Origin of the sequence: Dehalogenimonas alkenigignens, from assembly GCF_001466665.1 — a bacterium.
Lineage (GTDB): Bacteria > Chloroflexota > Dehalococcoidia > Dehalococcoidales > Dehalococcoidaceae > Dehalogenimonas > Dehalogenimonas alkenigignens.
On sequence record NZ_KQ758903.1, the window covers coordinates 113,098 to 133,515 of the forward strand.

Annotated in this window: 21 protein-coding genes; 10 read left to right on the top strand and 11 right to left on the bottom strand. The window is 57.6% G+C overall.

What is annotated here, in order from left to right; all coding sequences use genetic code 11:
- Window positions 1–157 precede the first annotated feature (157 nt).
- The 6 genes from hpt to DEALK_RS00625 all read right to left on the bottom strand — a co-directional run bounded on the left by hpt (window position 158) and on the right by DEALK_RS00625 (window position 6,045).
- Window positions 158–1,567 (bottom strand): hypoxanthine phosphoribosyltransferase, encoded by a 1,410-nt coding sequence (gene hpt / locus DEALK_RS09695; protein ID WP_083496293.1) that lies wholly within the window; start codon window positions 1,565–1,567, stop codon window positions 158–160.
- 140 nt (window positions 1,568–1,707) lie between these two features.
- Window positions 1,708–2,832, bottom strand: coding sequence for a cell division protein FtsZ (gene ftsZ / locus DEALK_RS00605; RefSeq protein ID WP_058437735.1), 1,125 nt, complete (start codon window positions 2,830–2,832; stop codon window positions 1,708–1,710).
- A 42-nt stretch (window positions 2,833–2,874) separates the two neighbouring features.
- Entirely contained in the window at window positions 2,875–4,086 is a 1,212-nt protein-coding gene (gene ftsA / locus DEALK_RS00610) for a cell division protein FtsA (protein WP_058437737.1), read from the bottom strand.
- A 75-nt stretch (window positions 4,087–4,161) separates the two neighbouring features.
- Window positions 4,162–5,223 carry a 16S rRNA (cytosine(1402)-N(4))-methyltransferase RsmH gene (gene rsmH / locus DEALK_RS00615; protein WP_058437739.1) on the bottom strand — a complete coding sequence of 354 codons (1,062 nt, stop codon included), beginning with the start codon at window positions 5,221–5,223 and terminating at the stop codon, window positions 4,162–4,164.
- Window positions 5,220–5,597, bottom strand: coding sequence for a division/cell wall cluster transcriptional repressor MraZ (locus tag DEALK_RS00620; RefSeq protein ID WP_244881562.1), 378 nt, complete (start codon window positions 5,595–5,597; stop codon window positions 5,220–5,222). The genes rsmH and DEALK_RS00620 overlap by 4 nt, the downstream gene beginning before the upstream one ends.
- Before the next feature lie 253 nt (window positions 5,598–5,850).
- Window positions 5,851–6,045 carry a superinfection immunity protein gene (locus tag DEALK_RS00625; protein WP_116633014.1) on the bottom strand — a complete coding sequence of 65 codons (195 nt, stop codon included), beginning with the start codon at window positions 6,043–6,045 and terminating at the stop codon, window positions 5,851–5,853.
- Window positions 6,046–6,198: 153 nt separating this feature from the next.
- Here DEALK_RS00625 and DEALK_RS00630 point away from each other — a divergent pair, with 153 nt between their 5' ends.
- From DEALK_RS00630 to DEALK_RS00650, 5 genes are all read left to right on the top strand, one after another.
- The gene (locus DEALK_RS00630; protein ID WP_186007563.1) at window positions 6,199–6,891 is read left to right on the top strand and encodes a zinc ribbon domain-containing protein; all 693 of its coding nucleotides are present in this window, start codon (window positions 6,199–6,201) and stop codon (window positions 6,889–6,891) included.
- Window positions 6,892–6,895: 4 nt separating this feature from the next.
- Window positions 6,896–7,294, top strand: coding sequence for a ribonuclease HI family protein (locus DEALK_RS00635; protein WP_058437747.1), 399 nt, complete (start codon window positions 6,896–6,898; stop codon window positions 7,292–7,294).
- 93 nt (window positions 7,295–7,387) lie between these two features.
- The gene (locus DEALK_RS00640) at window positions 7,388–7,567 is read left to right on the top strand and encodes a hypothetical protein (RefSeq protein WP_058437750.1); all 180 of its coding nucleotides are present in this window, start codon (window positions 7,388–7,390) and stop codon (window positions 7,565–7,567) included.
- A 135-nt stretch (window positions 7,568–7,702) separates the two neighbouring features.
- On the top strand, window positions 7,703–8,464 hold the full coding sequence (locus tag DEALK_RS00645; RefSeq protein ID WP_058437752.1) for a MerR family transcriptional regulator: 762 nt from the start codon (window positions 7,703–7,705) through the stop codon (window positions 8,462–8,464).
- A gap of 170 nt (window positions 8,465–8,634) precedes the next feature.
- Window positions 8,635–8,916, top strand: a complete 282-nt coding sequence (locus DEALK_RS00650; protein ID WP_058437754.1) for a YtxH domain-containing protein — start codon at window positions 8,635–8,637, stop codon at window positions 8,914–8,916.
- Window positions 8,917–8,939: 23 nt separating this feature from the next.
- On the opposite strand, the gene DEALK_RS00655 is transcribed toward DEALK_RS00650, so the two are convergent.
- Genes DEALK_RS00655 through DEALK_RS00665 form a run of 3 tightly spaced genes read right to left on the bottom strand, consistent with a single transcriptional unit; the run spans window position 8,940 to window position 10,755 of the window.
- Entirely contained in the window at window positions 8,940–9,119 is a 180-nt protein-coding gene (locus DEALK_RS00655) for a hypothetical protein (RefSeq protein WP_058437755.1), read from the bottom strand.
- Window positions 9,120–9,123: 4 nt separating this feature from the next.
- Window positions 9,124–9,378, bottom strand: coding sequence for a hypothetical protein (locus DEALK_RS00660; protein WP_144437045.1), 255 nt, complete (start codon window positions 9,376–9,378; stop codon window positions 9,124–9,126).
- A gap of 27 nt (window positions 9,379–9,405) precedes the next feature.
- Window positions 9,406–10,755, bottom strand: a complete 1,350-nt coding sequence (locus tag DEALK_RS00665; protein WP_058437757.1) for an NAD(P)/FAD-dependent oxidoreductase — start codon at window positions 10,753–10,755, stop codon at window positions 9,406–9,408.
- A gap of 140 nt (window positions 10,756–10,895) precedes the next feature.
- On the opposite strand from DEALK_RS00665, the gene DEALK_RS00670 reads away from it, so the two are divergent.
- From DEALK_RS00670 to proC, 4 genes are all read left to right on the top strand, one after another.
- The gene (locus DEALK_RS00670; protein ID WP_058437758.1) at window positions 10,896–11,789 is read left to right on the top strand and encodes a YihY/virulence factor BrkB family protein; all 894 of its coding nucleotides are present in this window, start codon (window positions 10,896–10,898) and stop codon (window positions 11,787–11,789) included.
- 3 nt (window positions 11,790–11,792) lie between these two features.
- Window positions 11,793–12,323, top strand: a complete 531-nt coding sequence (locus DEALK_RS00675) for a hemerythrin domain-containing protein (RefSeq protein ID WP_058437759.1) — start codon at window positions 11,793–11,795, stop codon at window positions 12,321–12,323.
- A 103-nt stretch (window positions 12,324–12,426) separates the two neighbouring features.
- A complete protein-coding gene (leuS, locus tag DEALK_RS00680) occupies window positions 12,427–14,868 on the top strand; it encodes a leucine--tRNA ligase (protein WP_058437761.1) in 2,442 nt (813 codons plus the stop codon).
- A gap of 67 nt (window positions 14,869–14,935) precedes the next feature.
- A complete protein-coding gene (gene proC, locus DEALK_RS00685; RefSeq protein WP_058439992.1) occupies window positions 14,936–15,736 on the top strand; it encodes a pyrroline-5-carboxylate reductase in 801 nt (266 codons plus the stop codon).
- A 118-nt stretch (window positions 15,737–15,854) separates the two neighbouring features.
- On the opposite strand, the gene pheT is transcribed toward proC, so the two are convergent.
- Together pheT and pheS are read right to left on the bottom strand one after the other, a co-directional pair.
- Window positions 15,855–18,314: a phenylalanine--tRNA ligase subunit beta gene (pheT, locus tag DEALK_RS00690; protein WP_058437763.1), complete on the bottom strand. Its 2,460-nt coding sequence runs from the start codon at window positions 18,312–18,314 to the stop codon at window positions 15,855–15,857.
- The gene (pheS, locus tag DEALK_RS00695; protein ID WP_058437765.1) at window positions 18,315–19,355 is read right to left on the bottom strand and encodes a phenylalanine--tRNA ligase subunit alpha; all 1,041 of its coding nucleotides are present in this window, start codon (window positions 19,353–19,355) and stop codon (window positions 18,315–18,317) included.
- A gap of 483 nt (window positions 19,356–19,838) precedes the next feature.
- Here pheS and nrdR point away from each other — a divergent pair, with 483 nt between their 5' ends.
- A complete protein-coding gene (nrdR, locus tag DEALK_RS00700) occupies window positions 19,839–20,390 on the top strand; it encodes a transcriptional regulator NrdR (RefSeq protein ID WP_058439993.1) in 552 nt (183 codons plus the stop codon).
- The last annotated feature ends 28 nt before the right edge of the window (window positions 20,391–20,418 follow it).

Consider the following 20,418-nt stretch of genomic DNA (forward strand, 5'->3'; position numbering starts at 1 on the left):
GTTACCTGATGGGATACCTGAAAGGGAAACTTAATCAACCCAAGGTCCGTCCTGGGAGCGTTATTGAAAACTTTGCAGGTCCTGTCAGGGAGTTCGGCTGATTAAGACCCGGGGGCAAAGGCTACCTGGGATCCCTTTTTTACCCCGGAATCCCCTATCATGATCCCGCTTTTTCCGGGCCGCTTATTTTCGGCACAGCGATAAACGGCAGATTGCGATATTCTTCGTGATAATCAAGACCGTAGCCGATGACAAACTCATCAGGGACTTCAAAACCGACATAATTCAGCTCAATGTTCATTAACCTCCTCGCCCTGCGGTCGAGGAGCGCGCAGACAGCCAGGCTCCGGGGGTTTTTGGATTTCAGATATTCCAGAACATAGTTCAGAGTGATGCCGGTATCCACGATATCCTCGACCAGCAGGATGTGACGGCCGGTCAGATTCAGGTCGGCATCTTTGGTGACCCGCACACCCGCCTCCTTGGTGCCGCCGTAATAGTTGATGGCGATAAAGTCCAGGTCCATCGGCACCGTTATTTGCCTGATCAGATCAGCCATGAAGCAGAGAAATCCCCGCTGAACGCCCAGCAGCACTGGCCGCCGGTCGCGGTAGTCAGCCGAAATAAGCCCGGCAAGTTCTTTAACCCGGGCTTCGATATCCGGCGCGGAATACAGGATGCGGCTGACCCCGTGGGCGCGGGTTTCGGCCAGCGGCCCGACTCCGTATTTAGCCAGCAGGCGCTCGTAATCATTCTTGTAAAGGAGGCTGATTTTGATTTCCGGAAACAGTTCTTTAAGCCGCCGCAGTTTCCGGTTTTTCTGAGTCACCAGCGACTGTTTCATGGTCGTCAGTTCTACGTATAGATCAAAACTGGGCAAATAAAAATCCGGGGTGAACATCTCCGGGGTTCCCTTAATTACTCGTCCGATAGGAAAAGAACGCGGTTCGTAAAACCAGGGAACGCCATAGAAATCAAGGATCCGGGCAAACTCAGCTTCGCTGGGATGGGCGAAGTTCACCAGTTCACAGGGTTTGGTCGCCACCGACGTTTCTTTCGGCTGGCTCATCCCTTCTTCAGGCTGGCGGGCCAGGGTCATTCCGGCCAGCTGGGCAACAGCTTTAAGAAAGCTCGTATCCTGCGCCGTTAAAGAAGCGGATTCCTGGAAATATACCCGTAGCGCGCCGGTGCAACGTCCCAGAGTCAAAATTGGCACGCCGACAATGGAAACGATCCCCGCCTTAGCGGCTGATTCAGGGTATTCCACCCGGGGATCCGAAGCGGCGTTCTGAATACAAACGATTTCTTCTGAAGAGGTCTCATTCAAACTTTTCCTGGCATCAATCAAGCCCTTGTGGATATATGATGGCGGCAGCCGCGAGTGGGCGGAATGGATAAGACGGCTGCCGGTGGCATCCAGTAAGGCGATAGCGCTGCCCGCCCCAAAACAGCGTGAGGTGATTCTGGTCAGAGCGGTCAATTTATCTTTCAGGGAACTGCCGGAAGAAGCGGCATTTATCGCTTGCCGCAGTGCCTTGCAATAGTCTTGTCTCTTGTTTTCCGGCATATCGGTATCAGTATATCAAAGATGCGCCCGGGGCGACCGGTGCCGCGCTGTCCCCTGCCATCTAATCATCGTAAGACGAGAAAAAGGTGAGCGGCGTTCTCCCGTAGGAGAACGCCGCTGTGGGTTCCATTTCCGTTAGACTACCGCCAGGAATTGCGGACCGGCGGCCGGTTGGACCTTACGGTTTCCGGGGCCGGGGCCCGGTTCTGGGAGAACAGCGGCCGGCGCAGGAAGGACGGGACGTCCAGTTCATCCTCGCTCTTGATGCCGCGGAGCTGGTTGGTCAGTTCGTCATCCATACCGCCGTCCTCAGCATTGGTATGGAAACCGGTGGCGATAAGGGTAATGCGGACATCGCTGCCCATATTGCTGTTGGTACCCACGCCGAAGATGATGTTGGCATCCGGATCCACTGATTTGCGGATGACCTCGGCGGCTTCATTTACCTCGAAGAGGGACAGGTCGGAGGGACCGACGATGTTGAACAGGACGCCGCGGGAACCGGTAACCGAAACATCCAGCAGCGGTGAAGCCAAAGCCTCGCGGGCAGCGTCCATGGCGCGGTTCTTGCCGGTGCCGCGGCCGATGCTCATCCAGGCTGGGCCGGCATCTTTCATCACTGCTTTGACATCGGCGAAGTCCAGGTTGATGGTACCGGGAACGGTGATGACCTCAGAAATCGCCTGGACACCGTGACGCAGCACGTCATCGGCCATCTTGAAGGCGGCATCGACGCCGGTTTTAGCATCGCAGAGTTCCAGCAGCCGGTCGTTGGGGATGATGATCAGAGTGTCGACTTTTCCGAGTAATTTCTGAATGCCCTCTTTGGCAGTCTTGGTGCGATGTGAACCTTCGAAGCCAAAGGGTTTGGTAACCACGGCGATGGTCAGGGCGCCGCTTTTCTTGGCTTCTTCCGCGACTATGGGGGCAGAACCGGTACCGGTGCCGCCGCCCATGCCGGCGGTGACGAAAACCATATCGGAACCGCCAACCAGTTCGCGGATGTCATCGCGGGACTCCTCGGCCGCCTTTTGGCCCATGGTGTGATCGCCGCCGGCGCCGAGGCCGCGGGTCACCCGTTCGCCCAGCTGAACGCGAACGGGGGCTTCGGTTATCGCCAGCGCCTGGGCATCGGTGTTCAGAGCGATAAATTCAACGCCCTGGATCTCTTCCCGAACCATGCGGGTGATAGCGTTGCAGCCGCCGCCGCCGCAGCCGAATACCTTGATCCTGGCCGGATTGGGAACGTAGCTCGTCTTAGCCATATTCTTTTTTCTCCTCGCTATATTTTCAGATTCAATTATTTTCTAGTTATTGCCGAAGAATTTGGAAAGCATGCCCTTCATCCGGTTGAAGAAACCGAAACCGCCCCAGCTCTGTTTCTTCGGCGCGTTCTTGGCGCCCCAGAGCAGCAGACCGACACCGGTGGCATACGCCGGATCTCTCAGGGCATCGGTCAGTCCGTAGATATTACCCGGCATACCGACCCTGACCGGCAGGCGGGAGATATCCCGGCCCAGCGTTTCCAGCCCGGCGATGTTGGACGAACCGCCGGTGAAGACGATGCCCGCCGGTACGACGCTTTCGTAGTCCGAGCGGGGGAGTTCGAGCAGGATCAACCTGGTGATCTCTTCGATACGGGCGCGCAGGATGTCGCACAGGTCCTGGTAAGAGATGCCGTGGCCATCTTCGGAGATGGGGCTCTGCTCCATCCGGCTCTCGTAGACAGGCATGCAGGAACCGTAGCGCTTCTTCATCTCTTCGGCTACGTCGAACGGCAAGCCAAGGCCGATAGCCACGTCGCGGGTGAGCTGGTAACCGGCTACCGGTAAAATGGCGGTGTGCCAGATGGCGCCGTCTTTAAAGATGCAGACGTCGGTTGTGCCGCCGCCGATGTCGGCCAGAACGACGCCGACCTGTTTTTCGTCCTCGGTCAGCACCGCCTCGGACGAGGCCAGCGGCTCCAGGACGAGATCATCGATCTCGATGCCCAGTCCGCGGATGCATTTGACCAGGTTCTGGACTGAGGCGGCAGCCGCGGTGATGACGTGCGTTTCCACGTCCAGGCGGAAGCCGTGCATGCCCACCGGATTCCTGACGCCCACCTGGCCGTCGACGGCGTACTGGCGGGGGATGACATGGAGCAATTTGCGGTCATTGGGGACCTTGATGGACTGGGCGCTGGAAAGCACGCGCTTTAAGTCATCTGGGCGTACCAGCCGGTCGTTCCGGGTGATAGCCACCACGCCCTTGTTGTTGACCGAGCTGACGTGCCGGCCGGTCACGCCGACATAGGCGCTTTCGACCCTGTAATTGGCGGCTTGTTCAGCCTTCCTGATTGATTCCTTGATCGATGCCGCGGCATCGTTGATATTGACCACTAGACCCTTATGCAAGCCATGCGACGGGGTGATACCTACGCCGATTACCTGCGTTGAGCCGTTCTCGGTGATTTCAGCGATGGCGGTACAAATCTTAGTTGTACCGACGTCAATCGCCGTAATTACCCTGCGTTTCATTTCCTCCTCCTTTGAATCTGATTCGCGTTTCTAATATTCGATTGGTATTTTATGTTGCTCGGCGTTTCGCCTCTCTCACATCGCCAACCTCCTTCTCAAGGGGGTCCCTGAGGGTTCAGGGGTTGGGCTGCCCACCTCACTTTGCTCTTCGGCTATCACGGGTTCTTTTGGACTCAGAAAAAAATGCGTCTCAAGCGGTGCAGCCTCCTCACGGCTTAGAATCCGCTCCGCCGCCCGCAGCTTGGCGCTGCGGCTTCGCGGGTTGTCCCATACCTCTTCCGGCGAAGGCGTAATCACCTTCTTATTCAGGAGCCGCAGCCGGGCGGCATGCCCGCAGCGGCATTCCGGCAGCTCCGGCGGGCAGATGCACTCAGCCGATTCCTGCTGCATAAAACGCTTGACGATACGATCCTCGAGGGAGTGATACGAGATGACCACCAGGCGCCCGCCAAAGCCCAGCAGCCTGGTCGCCTGGTCCAGAGCGCGCTCCAGTTTGACCAGTTCATCATTGACCGCGATCCTGAGTGCCTGGAAACTGCGGGTAGCCGGGTGAATGTCCTCGTGCCGGCCGACAGCCCGCGAGATCATGGCCGCCAGTTCAGTGGTTGTTTTGAAGGGCCGGTGCTCGACGATGCGCCGGGCGATAATGCGGCTCTTCCGCTCTTCTCCGTAGCGCCACAGGATATCGGCGATGTCGGCTTCGGCATAGGTGTTGATGATGTCGGCGGCGGTGAGTTTCTGCTCCGGCGAGAATCTCATGTCCAGCGGCTGGCCGTGCTGGAAAGAAAAGCCGCGCCCGGCCTCGGTCAGCTGCATCGATGCCAATCCCAGATCAAGGAGTACGCCGTGAACCGGGTAGAAATCGTTGCTGCGGGCGACCGCTTCCATCTGGTCGAAGTTGCGGTTGACCAGTAAATACGAGCCTTCGGAATGCCGCAGGTTCCGGCGGGCGACCGCCAGGCTGGCCGGATCGGCGTCGAAACCCAGAAGTTGTCCTCCCGGCGCTGAGAGTTCCAGGATAGCGCGGGCGTGACCCCCGGCGCCAACCGTCCCGTCAATGTAACGGCCTCCCGGCCCGACCGCCAGGGCCTGGAGCGTTTCCTCCAGCATCACCGGAATATGAAGCAGGTCCTTCATCCGCGCTTCTCGAGGCTTTCCATAATTTGCCAAGCCTGGGCCAGGTCCTCCGCCTTCTCGATGTCCCAGGCTGCTTTATCCCATATCTCAAGATGGTCGGATACGCCTACCACCACGGCATCCGAGCCGATGCCGGCGCCGATGCGCAGCGGTTCAGGCAGTGCTAAACGGCCCTGGTTGTCCATTAAAGCTGGAAAGGCTTGCCCGAAAACGGAGCGTTTCAGCTTGCGTAATTTGGAATGGCTGGTGGTTGCGGTGGAAATCGCCGCTGTAAACTGATGCCACGCTTCGGCGGAGTAGGCGTTGAGATTACCGTCAGGTCCGGGGGACAGGATAACTCCGTCCTTAAGCTGCGGCCGGAAGCGGGGCGGCACAGGAAGCCGGCCCTTTTCGTCAATTTTATAATGGAACTCACCAAAAAACATGTCGCCCCGTGGGCCCCCTATCTCCCACAAATTACCACGTTTACCCATTTTATGGGCGTATATAATCGTTGTCAATACTTTTTTTAGAAATATTTTAGAACGCGCGCATTTATCAGCGCCCTGCTCTGACGAAAGGTTGGCGGGGAAAATAAGAAGGCGGGCTTTTCGCCCGCCTTTCGGTTACTCAAAGCCCTGGTTTAATCTACTTTTTGACTGACCATACCAGAGCTACTACCCAACCGATAAAAGTCCAGCCCAGCAGGAGGTTAAGCAGAAAGATGGAAAGTGTATTACGGCGGTGCCCGGCAAGGGCGATAATGGTAGGCAAAAAGTAAAGCACAGCACTTATCAGCAGGCTCACGAAACCGAAAAACCCGCCGAAGAAAAAACTCAATATGTTTTCTAACATGAATTTCGCAGTCTCCTTCCAGATAGACTACCTTAAAACAACCGTTATTATCAAGAATGCCATCGTTGTGCCTTAAATCACCATCTCCCCAGGGGCCATCGGCGTTGAATTGTCTACCGATGACCGCTTACAATGGGCGCGATGAACATTCCCCGGTTGCTTGGGCAACTCCAGGATGCCGATCTCGCCGCCGATGCCTGCCGGGAGCAGATCGGCCGCATCAGTGCGGAATTAAATTCGGACGCTCTGGCTCCGGAGCGCGCCGCACTGGAGAACATGCGGGACAGCCTGAAGAACCTTAACCATCAGCTCCGGGAGACAACCGCTCAAGCAGACGATCTAACATCGCGCATCCAGGTCTACGAGGAAAAGCTTTACTCGGGCCGCATCACCAGTCCCAAAGAGCTGTCAACCCTCCAGAAGGATATCGAACTTCTGAAAGGGCACCGCGCGCCACACGAGGACCGGGCACTGGAGCTTATGGAGGCTATCGACGACGCCGAGGACGGCATCGCCCGGGCCGAGGCGACGCTGCAGCGCCACAAGGAGGCTCTCGAGGTTCGCCGCAGGGAACTCGGCGAGAAAATGCGGACCGCCGGCGCCGAACTGTCGGGGCATGAAGCCAGGCGCGCCGCCCTGTTAACCGAGATCCCAGCCGAGGCCGCGGAGCAATATCGCCTGTTGCGGCAGCAGAAGGGCCGCGCCGTGGCCAGAGTGGAGCAGGGCGCCTGCCGCGGCTGCGGCATCGCCGTCACCTCCGCGTGGCTGCACCGCGCCAGGGCGGGTGAGATCGTCCGCTGCACCAACTGCGCCCGGATTTTATACCTGGAGTGACCGTATGACATATCTTATCGCCAACACCGACGCCGCCTGCCGCGGCAATCCCGGCGAATCCGCCATCGGCATCCTCATCCGCACTTCAACCGGCCAGGTAGTGAAGACTGTCAGCCGCGCCATCGGACGGATGACCAACAACCAAGCCGAATACCACGCCATCATCTCGGCGCTGGAGGAAGCCTCAAAGCTGGGGGCGGAGGAACTGACGCTGATTGCTGATTCTGAATTAGCCGTTAAACAGCTTACCGGCCGGTACCGGGTGAAAAATCCCGGTCTTGAACCGCTCTACGCCAAGGTCAAAATATTGGAATCAAAGTTTAAGAAGGTTACCTACCGCCATGTCCCAAGGGAACGCAACTCTGATGCCGACGGCCTGGCTAATAAAGCCTTCAAGAGTTAATTCGTCCCATCTGCAGCCCGGTACCTGACAAAATGTTTGATTAACTGGACTCCGGTGTTAGAATAAATTAAATAAACAACCGAGGAGACTGCCATGCCGAACCTGGAACTGACCGCCGCCGAACGTGACATGCTGCGTGACATTCTAAAAAACTACCTGTCTGACTTCCGTATGGAGATCTCCCAGACCGATACCCCGGACTATCGCGCCCAGCTTAAAGACCAGGAAGCGATGCTAAATAAGATTATCGATAAACTGGGAAAAGCGATGTAGCCCAATTCGTTAACCACTCAAGCGCTCGCCAATGGCGAGCGCTTTGTTTTATTTCCAACCACTTGACTATTACGTAACGTCATAGTTTATACTGCTTTTTGTCGATCGGTATAAGTAATGGAAAGGAGATCAGTCTTGGCCGTCGCCCGCAGCTATGCAACCGGTGAACTGGCGAAATTGTCCGGCGTCAGCCCGCGTACCCTGCAGTTTTATGACAAAATCGGGTTGCTCAAACCTGAGTCATATTCGGAGTCCGGCTACCGCCGCTACGACGACTCCGCCGCCCTCCGGCTGCAACAGATCCTGTTCTTCCGTGAATTGGGTTTTGAGCTGTCCGATATCAAGACCATCATGGAAAAGCCGGACTTCGACTTGTTATCTGCCATGGAGTCGCATCGCGAGGCGCTCCGAAAGAAATCGGACCGCCTCAGCGAGTTGCTGGTTACGGTGGACAGTACCATCAGAAGACTAAAAGGAGAAAAAGAAATGGAAATCAAGGACTACTACAAGGGTTTTTCCGACAAGGAAATCGACAGCATGCGTCAAGAAGCGCGCGAAAAATATGGTGAAAAAACCGTCGCCGAGTCCGAAGCCCGAGTCGTGGCTATGGGCAAGGCAAAACTCGACGCCGTACAGGCAGAGTTCGGCGAGATCTACCAGAAAATCGTTGCCAGTATGGGCAAGGGGCCGGAGAGCAAGGAAGTCCAGGAACAGATCGCCCGCTGGCGGCTGCTAATGGAGAACTTCCACCACTATACCGATGAAATGATCCTGGGCCTGGGGCGGATGTATTCAGAAGACTCGCGCTTCGCCGCCTTCTACCTGAAATTCCACCCGGAGATGCCCGGATTCATGACCAGCGCTATCGAGTGTTACATCGCCAGCCGTAAAAAGTAATCGGACCATAGAGCAGAGGCGCGCCTGCGCCTCTGCTCTTACAAGCAAAATCCAGCCGCCAACCCACCCGAAACAAGTTTCGTAAAATAACTCTGTTCACAGCCTTGATTCAGCGCTATAATTCTTTAAGGGATGAGGTTTGATCAAAAATCAGGTTGAGGAGTGAGCACATGAGCAATCAAGGTAATTTTATCGGCGGGTTTGCCCTGGGCTTGCTGACCGGCGCGGCAGTTGGCGCCGTGGTGTCGCTTCTCTATGCTCCTTATCCCGGTAAAAGAACCCGGCGCCTGATCCAGAACAAAATTGACGACATATGGGACACCGGTCTTGACTACCTTGAAGACGTCAAGGACGAAGTGGAAGACATGGCGGATAAAACCCAGGAGTTCGTCAAGGAAGCCATTGACAGCGCCGCGGCTAAAAAGTACTCGGAGAACAACCTGGGAGGGTAAAATACCAGGCTGTTTTTCAGTGGTCAGGGCGGCCATTGAAGGCTCTGGTCCCGTTTCTCTTTAGCCGCCTTGACTCGTGATTTTGCTAATTTGACCCATCCCAGCATTCCCAGCGCCGCCATCATCGCTTCCTTCTCCTCCGCGTCAAGCGACGGCTTTTCGAGCATTTTCTTAAGGATTTCGATGGCTTTTTGGTTGTCCATATCGCTACTTCACTTTTTTCACCGGCTTGAAAAATACGAGAGCGAGGATGCCCAGTATACCGAGGTATATCAACATCCAACTCCCCAGCCCAAATCCATCACCAATCCCCATACTCAGGCCAAACAACGCTAAAAGCGCGAAAAAAGCGATGCCTAACGCCCGATATTCTGGCGTTCTGACTGCAAGTACCACAACAATGATTCCGAAACCAATGGCTCCGGCTAAAAACAACATCCAGTCCCTGGTGTAATCAGTCATTTACATCACGGGTGAACGCGGCAATCTTCAAGATTTTCGGTCATCATTTCTCTTCAATATCTCCCGCGCCGCAACAACGCCGCAAGCACTCGCCTGCACCAGTCCCCGAGACACCCCCGCCCCGTCGCCAATGGCAAAGAGCCCCGGCAGTTCCGTCTCGAACCCGGCCGAGAGCTTCGGCCGCGACGAATAGAATTTCACCTCCACGCCGTAGAGCAGCGTGTGGTCGGAGGCCACGCCCGGCGATAGCTTGTCCATCGCTTCCAGCATTTCAAAAAGGCCGGTCAGGTGGCGGTAGGGCAAAACGAACGAAAGGTCGCCCGGAGTGGCGGATTCCAGGGTAGGGAGCACCAGGCCGCGGTCTATCCTCTCCGGCGTCGAGCGGCGGCCTTTTTTCAAATCGCCCAGCCGCTGCACCAGAACGCCGCCGCTTAAAATGTTGGCCAGCCGGGCGATGTACTTGCCGTAGGCGATGGGCTCTTTGAACGGCTCGGTGAACTGGGTGGAAACCAGCAGGGCGAAGTTGGTGTTGGGACTGTCGTGGGAAGCGAAGGATTGGCCGTTGACCGTGACCACCGGGTCGTCGCCGCCGGTGGTCTCCCGCACCACCGTGCCCTGCGGGCACATGCAGAAAGTGCGGATGCGGTCGTCAAAACTTTTCGACAAGTATTCCAGCTTGGCCTCATACAAGACAGAGGTCAGTTCGTCCATCACCGCATTGGGCAGTTCGACCCTGACGCCGACGTCAACCGGATTAGTTGCCAGAGACAAGCCGAGACCCCTCGCCTGCTTCAGCAGCCAGTCGGCGCCCTCACGCCCCGGCGCGGCGATGACGTTCCCGGCCTCGATTACCTCGCCGTCCGATGTCTCGACGCCGGTGAGTTTCCCGTCTCTTACAACGATGTTCTTAGCCGCAGTTGAGGTGCGGATCTCGATACGCTCTTTCAGCCGTTCTCGGATACCGCGCAGGACGGCCGGGCACCGTTCGGTGCCCAGATGGCGCACCGGAAGGGCAACCAATCGAAGACCAGCCAGCGATGCCCGCCGTTCGATGCCGGCCACTGCATCGCCCAAGCCGTAGACCTTGTCCGGCGCGCCGAAATCCAGCCATATCCTGTCAACTTGTACGATGAGCTTCTCCGCTGCCGCCTCGCCGACGTATTCAGCAAGGTGACCGCCGGCCTTCGACGATAGAGTCAGCTTGCCGTCGGAGAAAGCGCCGGCGCCGCCGAGCCCGGAGACAATATTGCTGCGCTCATCGATGTCCTTGCCTTTTTCCAGGAGCAGTACATTCAGGGTGCTGCTTCGTGCCAGTTCGAGCGCGGCGAAGAGCCCGGCCGGCCCGCCGCCAATGATGATGACATCGTATTTGCTCATACGCCGATTGTACGAGTGGATCGGCCCGGCGTCAATAACCGATTGCCCCCAACTCGAGGAAAACAGCGGATTGCGTCTAAAAGTTCACCGGGCAACCGGGCGATTTCCGTCGTCTCCGGTTCAGGCTTTATAATCAGTCCGTGGGAGAATCGCAAACCGGGATCAAGAATAATATCGCCGCGCTCCGGGCCTGGGCGGAACAGTATCCTTTCTACCGCTTTCTGAAACGCCTGGCCGCGGACTGGTCCGCCGATGACGCCACGGATCGAGCCGCCGCCGTAGCCTATCATGCCTTTTTTTCTTTATTCCCGCTGATGCTTGGCGGCATTGCTTTACTCGGATTCTTTTTGCCCGATGCCGAAGTCCGTCAAGCGGTATCAGACGCCCTGATCAGGACGCTGCCCGGATCCGCCGATTTCATAGAAGATATTCTGGATACCGTCATCGAGTTGCGGGGAATCGGCGGTATTGCCGGCACCGCCGCTCTGCTATGGAGCGCGAGCAACATGTTCGCCGCCATCCGCCGTGCCGTCAACCGGGCCTGGGGCATCAGCCGGGACCGCCGCTTTATACCCGGCAAAGCGCATGACCTGGCCCTGGTTCTGACCACCGGCATCTTGTTTCTCCTGTCCATGGCGGCGTCGGCCGCTGTCAGCTGGCCGGATGCCGATGGTCAGCCGGCCATTGGCAATCTGGCAGCCCTGGGCAGCCGTCTGTTAGGCTTTCTGCTGGTTCTTTCAGTATTCCTGATCGTCAACAAGTTCATACCCAATACGCCAACCAGGTGGCGGTGGATATGGCCGGGCGCTCTGGTTTCGGCGGCGTTGTTTCAGGCGGGCGCCTGGGGATTCATCTACTATCTGGCCAATTTCGCGGATTACACCACGGTGTACGGGCCTCTGGGTTCGGTCATCGTTTTGTTGCTCTGGATCTATATTTCTTCGATAATTCTAATCTTAGGCGCCGAGATCAATTCGGAATTGCACCGACAAAGCGCCGTCGGAGACACCCCAGGAAAAACCCAAGGAGGCTGACAGTTGAAACCAATCGGACCGCTGATGAGAGAACACCGGCTGATCGAACGCATGATCCGGGTGATGGAGCGCAGAATTGCCTTGACCGAGCCCGATCCTGCCTTCCTGACAGCCGCAGTCGATTTCATGAAGACGTTTGTGGATCAAATCCATCACGGTAAGGAGGAGGATATCCTGTTCCGGGATTTGAAAACCAAAACGCTTTCCGCTGAACACCGGCGCATACTCGGTGAACTCGTCGAAGAGCATATAGCCGGCCGAAATCTGGTCAAGCGCCTGGACCAAGCTCGGACCGAATTGATTCCCGGCGATGCCGTAAGCCGGGAACAACTTGCCGGCATCGTCGCCGAAATAGCCGTTTTCTACAACAACCACATTGATAAAGAGGATAACCGCTTTTTTTATCCCTGCCTGGACTACTTTTCTCCGGTGGAACAAGAAAAGATGCTGCGGGACTATGCCGAATATGAAGGCCGGGTCCTCCAGGACCGCTACCTCAATATTGTCGAGAGCCTGGAAGCCGGAACCCGTTAGGATCAACTTGGCGGTGGAAAATGCCACAGCTTCACCGACTTGAAGAGTCATCGGTGATGAGGATAAGATTACTGGATTATCGCCCCGGCGGAGTAAAGACTCGATGATTGACAGGTACGACCCACAGGCAATTGAAAAAAAGTGGCAGGACCGCTGGGCCGCCGACAAACTCTACCATGTCCCGGACGAGTCGCCCAAACCCAAGTGGTACGCCCTGACCATGTTCCCCTATACGTCCGGTGACCTTCATATCGGCCACTGGTACGCCATGGCTCCATCCGATGTCTACGCCCGGTACAAACGGATGCAAGGCTTCAACGTGCTGCACCCGATGGGTTTCGACGCCTTCGGCTTTCCAGCGGAGAACGCCGCCATCAAGCGCGGCATCCACCCCCACACCTGGACCGAAAAGAACATCGAGAACATGCGCCGGCAGCTCAAGACCATGGGCTGCTGTTACGACTGGGACCGCGAGGTGGTCACCTCAAGGCCTGATTATTACAAGTGGACCGAGTGGTTCTTTCTGAAACTGTATGAGGCTGGCCTGGCTTACCGGGCCAAAGCGCCGGTCAACTGGTGCCCGTCATGCCAGGCGGTTCTTGCCAATGAGCAGGTCATCGGCGGCGGCGAGTGCTGGCGGTGCGACACCCAGGTCGTCCGCAAGGACCTGGTTCAGTGGTTTTTCAGGATAACCAGATACGCCGATGAACTGATGCAGCATGACGGCCTGGACTGGCCGGAGCGCATCAAGATCATGCAGCGCAACTGGGTGGGACGATCCGAAGGCGCCGAGATCGATTTCAAACTGGAAATCCCCGGCGTCGAGGAGAAGAAGATCAGGGTCTTCACCACCCGGCCGGACACCGTTTACGGCGTGACCTTCATGGTGTTGGCTCCCGAACACCCCCTGGTCGAAAAAATCACCTCGCCGGCGCAGAAAGCCGCCGTCGAGGCTTATGTCGACAAAGCCCGGCGCCTGACCGAGATCGACCGGCTGTCCACCGAACGGGAAAAGGACGGCGTCTTCACCGGAGCCTATGTGATGAACCAGCTGAACGGCGAACCGGTGCCGGTCTGGATCGCGGATTATGTTATCTGGAGCTACGGCACCGGCGCCGTTATGGCTGTGCCCGCCCATGACGAACGCGATTTCGCCTTCGCCCAAAAATATAAGCTCCCGGTGCGTGTCGTTATCTCTCCGCCCGGTTACGAGGGCGGACCCATAGAAGCCGCCTATATCGGCGAGGGCCTGATGCGCAACTCGGCGCAGTTTAACGGCAAATCCAATACCGAGGCTTTCGGCGGTATCATCGATTGGATGGAGTCTCAGAATTTTGGCAAACGCGCCATCAGTTACAAATTGCGGGACTGGCTCATCTCTCGCCAGCGCTACTGGGGCGCCCCTATTCCCATCATCCACTGCGACAGGTGCGGTATCGTGCCGGTGCCGGAACAGGACCTGCCGGTACTGCTGCCTGAGGACGCCGAGTTCAAACCCACCGGCGAGTCACCGCTTAAATATGTCGAGAGTTTCGTCAATACCACCTGCCCGAAGTGCGGCGGCCCGGCGCGCCGCGAAACCGATACCATGGACACCTTCATGTGCTCCTCGTGGTACTTCCTGCGTTACTGCTCGCCTCGTGACGCTGCGCAGGCCTTCGACCCGGAGAAGACCAAATACTGGATGCCGGTGGACATCTACACCGGCGGTGCCGACCACGCCGTAATGCACCTCTTCTATTCCCGCTTTTTCACCATGGCCTTGCGCGACATGGGCAGACTGCCGTTCGGCGAACCTTTCAAGCGCCTTTTCAACCAGGGGGTCATCACCAGCCAGCACCAGAAAATGTCCAAGAGCAAGGGCAATGTGGTGAACCCCGATAAATATGTCGGCGAATTGGGCGCCGACACTGTCAGAGCCTACCTTATGTTCGTCGGCCCGTGGGAACTGGGCGGCGATTGGAACGATTCCGGCATCGGAGGCATGTCCCGATGGTTCAACCGCGTTTGGAAATTAGCTCTTGAGGAATACGCCCCCGGCGGCATCGACGGCGCCGCAGAGGCCGAACTCGTACGGAAAACCCATCAGGTCATCCGCAAGGTCAATCTTGATTTAGACAAACTCCAGTTCAACACCATGCTGGCCGCCCTTATGGAATTCACCAACTACCTGGCTCCGGTCAAGGAATCCGGGAAGGTCTCGGCGGAAGTCTGGACCAGGGCTGTCGAATGCCTGGTGCTGCTGCTCGCTCCTACCGCCCCGCATCTCGCTGAGGAGTTGTGGCAGTTGATGGGTAATCCTTATAGCGTCCACAACCAATCTTTCCCAATTTGGGATGAGGCTTTGACAGTGGAGCCGGAGGTTACGCTGGTGGTTCAGATCAACGGCAAGGTGAGGGCGCGCTTCCAGGTTCCGGCCAGCATCACGGAATGTCAGGCCACCGACCTGGCCTTGTCGAACGAACGGGTCAAGGAATTCATCGCCGGTAAGGCGATCAGAAGCGTCGTTTACGTACCCGGCAAGCTCATTAACGTCGTGGTGTAGCTCGGCCAGCAGCCGTTCGCGGCCTTGTCTTTCACACGAGCCGGAACGGGGTAAAAAGAGGGGCATGATGAAAATCGCATTTATCGGCGGCGGCAACATGGGCCGCGCCATGATCTCCGCCATCATCGGCAAGGAACTCGCTCTGCCGGACGAGATGATCGTGGCTGATGTCCGCGAAGAGTCCCGGCGGGCGCTTATCCTGGAACTTGGGGTCAGGGCTACGGCCTCAAACGTCGAAGCCGTCCGCAACGCCGATGTCATCATCCTGGCCGTCAAGCCCCAAAACCTGGCGGAGGTCGCCGCTGATCTTTCCGGCCGTTTAGAACCGCGCCAACTGGTAGTTTCGATCATCGCCGGCAAGACGGCCAAAACTCTTGTCGAAGGATTAAAACACCAGTCGGTTGTCCGTGTCATGCCCAACACCCCGGCCATGGTCAATAAGGGGATGAGCGTTTGGACAGCGACCGATGCGGTGAACGATAACCAAAAAGAGACCGCCCGCCGAATCCTGTCGGCCATGGGCGAGGAACTATTCACCTTCGACGAGGGCGACCTGGATAAAGCCACCGCCCTCTCCGGCAGCGGTCCGGCTTATTTCTTTCTATTCATGGAGGCGCTCATCGAAGCCGGCGTCAGGATGGGATTCACACCAGAAACAGCCCGCCAACTCACACTCCAGACCGCCGTCGGCTCCGCGGAATTCGCCCGGCAGTCCGGTAAAGACCTGGCCGAGCTTCGGAAGATGGTCACTTCCCCCGGAGGTACTACCGCCGAGGCGCTTAAGGTTTTTGAGACCGGCGGATTTAAGGAGTTGGTGAACAATTCCATCGAAGCCGCGCTGCGGCGGGCGCGGGAACTGGGCTCTTAAGCCATTGATTCTCAGCGAGACACGCCGTTCTATGGCCGACCCTCGTTTTCCCATTTAAGAAAAAAACCGGGGCGCGCAACACGCCCCGGTTTCATTTCTAATTTCGATTTTCGGCGGCCTAAGCCCGCAGTGTCGCCCCCAGCTGGCTCATCAGAGCCGAGACGATGTCGGCCATGACCCTGTCCACTTCCGCGTCGGTCAGGGTAGCCGTCGGCGACTGGAAGGTAAGGCGGTAGGCCAGCGACTTCTTGCCCTCTGATACCTGCTTGCCGCTGTAAACGTCGAACAGGCTGACCTCTTTAAGCAGCGGGAAAGTCGACACCACTTCACCTACCCTCTGGTGAGTAACCGAGCTATCGAGCACCAGAGCGATATCCCGGACCACCGCCGGATATCTGGGCAGCGGCTGGTAGGCGCGGCCCGGCCGCACCTTAGGCATCAGCGCCGACAGGTTGATCTCGAAGAGATAGACCTTCTCTTCTATGTCGAAATTCTTGGCTACCCTGGGGTGCACTTCGCCGAAGACGCCAAACGTCACCCCTCCAATGGAGAGCTGGGCTTGGTGACCGGGGCGCAGCCCGCCGTCGCTCCCCGGCTCGATTGTGTAGGCCAAGTTCATGCGGCCGAAAATAGTTTCCAAAACACCTTTAGCGTCGTAGAAGTCGAAGGGTCTTTTGGACTGCTGCCAGCCGCTGGGTTCAGCCTCGCCGGCGATAATGCCGCAGACCATCTCCGGTTCGTGGGGCAGCGTGCCTTTCCTGGCGTGGTAAGCCCTGCCCACCTCGAACAGGCGAAGGCCGCCCTCTTCATAACGGCGGTTGGCAGCCACGGCAGCCAGTAGCGGCGCTCTCAGGTTGGTGCGAAGGCATTCTTGCTCCGACGACATCGGATTGAGTAACATCACCGGCTCGGAGGCGAGCTTGCCGTCCGACACCGTACGCTTAAGAGCGTCGAGGCTGGACAGCGATAGGGATAGCGTTTCCTGGAAGCCGAAACCGACCAGCGCCATGCGGAACAGCTTCTTAAAGGCCATAATCGGCGGGCCGACCCGTTTGGGAATCTCGCCGGACAGCGGAGAAGCGGGAAGCTGGTCATAACCGATGATCCGGGCGACTTCCTCAATGATGTCTTCCTGGATCGACAGGTCGGTGCGCCACCACGGGGGATAAACCCGCAGGAATTGGGTTTCGGAACCGCTGTAATCGGTCTCGTCAGTCGTCTCCCAGTACCATTCGATTCCCAGGGCTTTCAACGCCTTGAGTATCCTGTCGTAGGTCATATCGGAGCCGAGAATGGTGCTGAAGCGGGTGGGTGATACCTGAATTCCGGCACGAAGCTTCTTCCCCGGGAAAACATCTATAATCCCGGTCTGAGCCTGCCCGCCGCAAAGCTGCAGCATCAATTGAGTCGCCCTTTTAAGCGCATGCATCGGCACTTCGCGGTTTATGTTGCGTTCGAAGCGAATCGAGGCCTCGGAGATCAGCTTCAGGCGATGCGACGTATGATGGATGCTGACCGGGTTGAAATTGGCAGATTCGATAACCACGTCGGCGGTAGTTTCCGATACCTCCGAGTTGGCGCCGCCCATGACGCCGCCGATAGCCACGGCTTTTTCGGCATCGGCTATCATCAGTGTATCGGTGGTAAGCTGCCGTTCCTCGCCATCCAGGGTGATAAATTTCTCCCCCTCGGCGGCGCGGCGGACTATTATCTTGCCGCCGGCGATCTTCGAGAGGTCGAAGGCGTGCAGCGGCTGGCCGTACTCCAGCATGACGTAGTTGGTGATATCAACGACATTGTTTATCGGCCGCATTCCGACTGCGGTCAGCCGCTTTTTCAGCCAGTCCGGCGATTCGCCGATTTTAATACCCTTTACGACGCTCGCGGTGTAACGCGGGCACAATTCGGCATCGGCTATCTCAACTGAAAGCTCATCGGCGATCGGCGAGCCTTTTTCTTCGTAGTTCAGGTCCGGCATCTTGATGCCGAACGGTTCAGTTAACTTGATCTTCTCAAAACCGATGACGGCGGCGGCTTCCCGGGCCAGGCCGATGATCGAAAGGCAGTCAACGCGGTTCGGGGTGACATCAACTTCAAGGACCTTATCACCGAGAACATCGGCCAGCGGCGCGCCGACAGGCGTATTTTCCGGCAGAACCAGAATCCCTTCATGTTTGTCCGACAATCCCAGTTCACGCTCGGAAAGCACCATCCCCCGGGATTCAACGCCGCGGATTACGGCGGGTTTGAGTTCCATCTCCTTGCCGGTATGACCGTCAATGAGTTTGGCGCCGGCAGCGGCGAAAGCCACCTTCTGGCCGACGGCAACATTGGGCGCCCCGCACACTACCTTCGGCTGGTCCGAGGCCCCGGTGTTGACGGTGACCAGTCTCAGCCGGTCGGCGTTAGGATGAGCCTCTACGGCTACCACCTCGGCGGCCAGTACCCCCGTCCAGGCAGGCGTGGTAGATGAGATGCCGGAGACTTCATTGCCGGCCAGCGTCAGCTTCTCCGCCAGTTCCTCAGGGGAAATAGCGATATCCGTATAATCTTTAAGCCAGGAAATCGGGGCCTTCATTTAAAACTGCCTCAAGAAGCGCAAATCTGAAGAATAGAACAGGCGGATGTCATCAACGCCGTAGCGCAGCATCGGCAGCCTCTCAACACCCATGCCAAAAGCGAAACCGGAATAAATGGTGGAATCTATCCCCACCCCTTCAAGCACTTTGGGATGCACCATGCCCGCCCCCAGAATCTCCAGCCAACCGGAATTGCCGCAGACGCGGCAGCCGGCGCCCTTGCAGGAAGCGCATTCCACCGCCATTTCGACGCCGGGTTCGACGAAGGGGAAGAAGTCGCAGCGGAAACGAACCCGCCGCTCCGGACCGAAAAAGCGCCGGGCGAACTCAAAGAGCGTCCCTTTTAGCTGGGCCAGCGACACATTGCGGTCAACCATCAGCCCTTCGACCTGGTGGAACATTGGCAGATGGGAAGCGTCGGTGGCTTCATAACGGTAGACGCGCCCCGGCACCACGATACGGATCGGCGGTTCTTTGTATTTTTCCATGAACCGCACCTGCATCGGCGAGGTGTGGGTCCGCAGCAGCACGTGCCGCTCGTCTTTTTCATCCACATCGTCGACCCAGAAGGTCTGCATGGTGTCGCGGGCCGGGTGTTCCTTGGGGATATTCAGGGCATCGAAGTTGTAGCGGTCATATTCGACTTCCGGGCCTTCGACGACGGAAAAGCCGAGCGAGGAAAAGATATCGGTGATCTCGTTGATGACCCGGGTCACCGGGTGCAGCCGGCCGGAAAGCCACGGCCGTCCAGGCAGAGTGATGTCTATACCCGGCGCCGATTCCAAAAGCCGGTCTGAAAAATCCTGTTCACGGGCGGCCAAGGCTGACTCCAGGTCCTGGCGGACGACATTGGCCGCGGCGCCCAGGCTTTTCCGTTCTTCCACCGGCAGGGCGGCCAGGCCGCGCAGGACGGTGTTCAACTGGCTCTTCTTACCCAGCCAGCCGACGCGCCAGGCTTCCAGCGCATCCGCGGTGGAGACCGCTGCCAGCTCGGCGAGGGCGTTCTGCTTTAAATTATCGAGGGAGATATTTTCAGTCATTCAAGCTTCTTACAAGAGTTGGATTATAACCACTTGCGCCGCGGCTGGTCAAATAGCGCCGCGTTTCAGCTCTCCGGCCGGGAATTGTTTTTGTATTTTTCAAAATAATATATATCGAAGGAAACGATACCGCTTTCCCGCGTTTGGCTTTCCCCAGGCTGAAGGCGGCAGGCGGAAACCGGCAAAAAAGAAACAACTATCGGCGGCGGCGGCGTTATCCAAGTCAGGTGATCCTCTCATGTTTTACCGGGGAGCCGGATTATAGCACACCAGTTCCTTCAGGCTGTCAAGTGGGTTTTGTCGTTTTTGGCCGGAAATTTTTTCCGGGCGCCGAAGCCGCCGATCCGGGCGGGACACGGCGTATTTCTAAAAAATAAATTACTTTTTACCTATTGACTTACCCAACACCTAGTGGTACTTTATACCGGCGACCACAACAGGTTGTGGTTTTTAGAACAAAAGACAGCCCCGCTGAAAGTACAGATGAACTGCCCCAACTGCAAAAATCCGGAACTGAAAGTGGTTGACTCACGCGAAGTGGAGGACGGCATCCGCCGCCGCCGCGAGTGCCTGGGCTGCGGCTTCCGCTTCACCACCTACGAGCGCATCCAGCCGGCCGCCCTGTTCGTCCTCAAGCGCGACGGCCGCCGCGAGGAGTGGAGCAAGGAAAAGCTGTTGGGCGGCCTGCACAAGGCCTGCGAGAAGCGCCCCCTGCCGGCAGGCACGGTAGACCGCATCGCCGACGAGATCGAGGCCGAGCTGATCGAGACCGGCCGGGCGGAGATACCGACGACGCTTGTCGGCGACAAGGTGATGGAGAAGCTGAAGGCGGCGGACAACATCGCCTACATCCGCTTCGCCTCGGTCTACCGCAAGTTCACCGATGTCACCGAGTTCAAGGAGATGGTGGACCGGCTGATCGACCGCGACCCGGCGCCCCGCTCACAGCTGCCGCTGCTGCCCGAAGAAGACGGCGCCGGCCAGGGGCGCGGCGGGCGGCATCTGTCGCTGTCGGCCAAAGGGCAGGGGAAATGATGACAATCCGAATCAGATTGCCACGGAC

What these genes read in the sequence shown, in the direction of transcription:
- hpt (WP_083496293.1), bottom strand. Translation starts at nt 1,567, where the DNA reads ATGCCGGAAAACAAGAGACAAGACTATTGCAAGGCACTGCGGCAAGCG.
- ftsZ (WP_058437735.1), bottom strand. Translation starts at nt 2,832, where the DNA reads ATGGCTAAGACGAGCTACGTTCCCAATCCGGCCAGGATCAAGGTATTC.
- ftsA (WP_058437737.1), bottom strand. Translation starts at nt 4,086, where the DNA reads ATGAAACGCAGGGTAATTACGGCGATTGACGTCGGTACAACTAAGATT.
- rsmH (WP_058437739.1), bottom strand. Translation starts at nt 5,223, where the DNA reads ATGAAGGACCTGCTTCATATTCCGGTGATGCTGGAGGAAACGCTCCAG.
- DEALK_RS00630 (WP_186007563.1), top strand. Translation starts at nt 6,199, where the DNA reads ATGAACATTCCCCGGTTGCTTGGGCAACTCCAGGATGCCGATCTCGCC.
- DEALK_RS00635 (WP_058437747.1), top strand. Translation starts at nt 6,896, where the DNA reads ATGACATATCTTATCGCCAACACCGACGCCGCCTGCCGCGGCAATCCC.
- DEALK_RS00640 (WP_058437750.1), top strand. Translation starts at nt 7,388, where the DNA reads ATGCCGAACCTGGAACTGACCGCCGCCGAACGTGACATGCTGCGTGAC.
- DEALK_RS00650 (WP_058437754.1), top strand. Translation starts at nt 8,635, where the DNA reads ATGAGCAATCAAGGTAATTTTATCGGCGGGTTTGCCCTGGGCTTGCTG.
- DEALK_RS00655 (WP_058437755.1), bottom strand. Translation starts at nt 9,119, where the DNA reads ATGGACAACCAAAAAGCCATCGAAATCCTTAAGAAAATGCTCGAAAAG.
- DEALK_RS00660 (WP_144437045.1), bottom strand. Translation starts at nt 9,378, where the DNA reads ATGACTGATTACACCAGGGACTGGATGTTGTTTTTAGCCGGAGCCATT.
- DEALK_RS00665 (WP_058437757.1), bottom strand. Translation starts at nt 10,755, where the DNA reads ATGAGCAAATACGATGTCATCATCATTGGCGGCGGGCCGGCCGGGCTC.
- leuS (WP_058437761.1), top strand. Translation starts at nt 12,427, where the DNA reads ATGATTGACAGGTACGACCCACAGGCAATTGAAAAAAAGTGGCAGGAC.
- proC (WP_058439992.1), top strand. Translation starts at nt 14,936, where the DNA reads ATGAAAATCGCATTTATCGGCGGCGGCAACATGGGCCGCGCCATGATC.
- pheT (WP_058437763.1), bottom strand. Translation starts at nt 18,314, where the DNA reads ATGAAGGCCCCGATTTCCTGGCTTAAAGATTATACGGATATCGCTATT.
- pheS (WP_058437765.1), bottom strand. Translation starts at nt 19,355, where the DNA reads ATGACTGAAAATATCTCCCTCGATAATTTAAAGCAGAACGCCCTCGCC.
- nrdR (WP_058439993.1), top strand. Translation starts at nt 19,839, where the DNA reads ATGAACTGCCCCAACTGCAAAAATCCGGAACTGAAAGTGGTTGACTCA.